Genomic DNA, 1340 nt, shown 5'->3' with positions numbered 1-1340 from the left:
GCGACGACGACGCGGGGCGATTCGGCGGTACTCGTGACGGGTGGCGGAAGAAGGTGGCGCAGGCTCCAGCGGCGACGAGACCGGCGTTTCGGACCCACTTGGAGCGGCGGCCGAGAACTGCGACGGCGAGCGGACCGCCGACGAACGGCAGGCCTGCGGGGTGTAGCGGTGGAACCGTTTCACGAACCAAGTCGACGATGTGAGCCACTCCGGTGCGGGGCGGTTGATCAATCGGGGCGGGACGGCGTGCCACGGTCTCCTCTAACTTTTCGTCGGACAGGTGCTGGCAGGTCGTGGTGCTCGAAGCAATCGAGGCGTAGACGCACGACTGCCGAGGCCTTCACAGCGTACGTGAGGTGCCCCGGCAGCCGAGAGGTGCGAGTGAAATCAGACGCGACTGCGTCCCGTCACGAGCTTGACCAGGAACAGCAGGATGCACGCGCCGAGCAGGCAGGTGATGAAGCTGAAGATGATCCCGCCGCCCTCGACGTCGAGGAAGGTGCTGAGCAGGAAACCGCCCAGGAGGCCGCCGATGATGCCGACGACGATGTTCAGGATGATGCCCATCTGAGCATCCGTCTTCATGATCTTGCTACCGATCCAACCGGCCAATCCGCCGATGATGATCCAGCCTATAAATCCGAGTCCCAACATAGGGTGCCCCCAACTTTCCGTTCGTGTCTATTGCTTGTCGAAACGACGGATGCCCGTGGGAAACGAACCTGAAACATTCCTGAGAAAAGTTATTTCTTGCTCGACTTTTCGCTCTCGGTCTTGATTCGACGCAGAGTCTTGTTCATGCCGTCGATCAACTCGACGTCGAATTCGTCGGTACCACCGAGGATGCGTTGCACCAGAAACGACGACACCGCCGACGTGCCCGTCGGCGCTTCCCGCTTCTCGACCACGGTCGTTCCGGTCGCGGTCGGAGTGAGGGTGTACGACCAGATCGTCTTGTTCTCGACGACGCGGAACGCGAGTTCACGGTTGGGTTCGAAGGTGACGACCTTGGAGGTGGTCGGCCAGACGAGCATTCCCTTGCGATTGACGTTGAGCGTCTTGGTGCCCTTGCCGACCGGGCCGCCGAAGACCTTCATCTTCTTGCACTGCGGGCTCCACTCACCCATGCGCTGCAGATCCGAGACGATCGACCAGACGGTCTCGGGGCTCGCGGCGATGTCGATCGTGGCTTCGAGAGTCTTGCTCAACGTGGGCCTCCAGGTAGTGAGGTAAATGCAACTGACTGTCACACTCAATCGTGCGCATCCTATGTGTCGACGGCCACAGCTGGCTACGCAGGTGAGCAGTAATTCGTAGCAGGCGGGCTGTTTCAATTTGAT

Annotated in this window: 2 protein-coding genes and 1 pseudogene; all 3 read right to left on the bottom strand. The window is 60.8% G+C overall.

Annotated elements, in window-relative coordinates:
- Positions 1-253, bottom strand: a pseudogene (locus RHBS_RS27815) (phosphatidylserine decarboxylase family protein); the annotation flags it as partial.
- Between the two features lie 134 nt (positions 254-387).
- Positions 388-654: a GlsB/YeaQ/YmgE family stress response membrane protein gene (locus tag RHBS_RS27810; protein ID WP_128646930.1), complete on the bottom strand. Its 267-nt coding sequence runs from the start codon at positions 652-654 to the stop codon at positions 388-390.
- 89 nt (positions 655-743) lie between these two features.
- Positions 744-1208 carry an SRPBCC family protein gene (locus tag RHBS_RS27805; RefSeq protein WP_128646929.1) on the bottom strand — a complete coding sequence of 155 codons (465 nt, stop codon included), beginning with the start codon at positions 1206-1208 and terminating at the stop codon, positions 744-746.
- Positions 1209-1340 lie beyond the last annotated feature (132 nt).

Origin of the sequence: Rhodococcus sp. BS-15 (assembly GCF_000813105.1) — a bacterium.
Classification (GTDB): domain Bacteria; phylum Actinomycetota; class Actinomycetes; order Mycobacteriales; family Mycobacteriaceae; genus Rhodococcoides.
This window is presented reverse-complemented; position numbering and strand designations above follow the sequence as displayed.

What these genes read in the sequence shown, in the direction of transcription:
- RHBS_RS27810 (WP_128646930.1), bottom strand. Translation starts at nt 654, where the DNA reads ATGTTGGGACTCGGATTTATAGGCTGGATCATCATCGGCGGATTGGCC.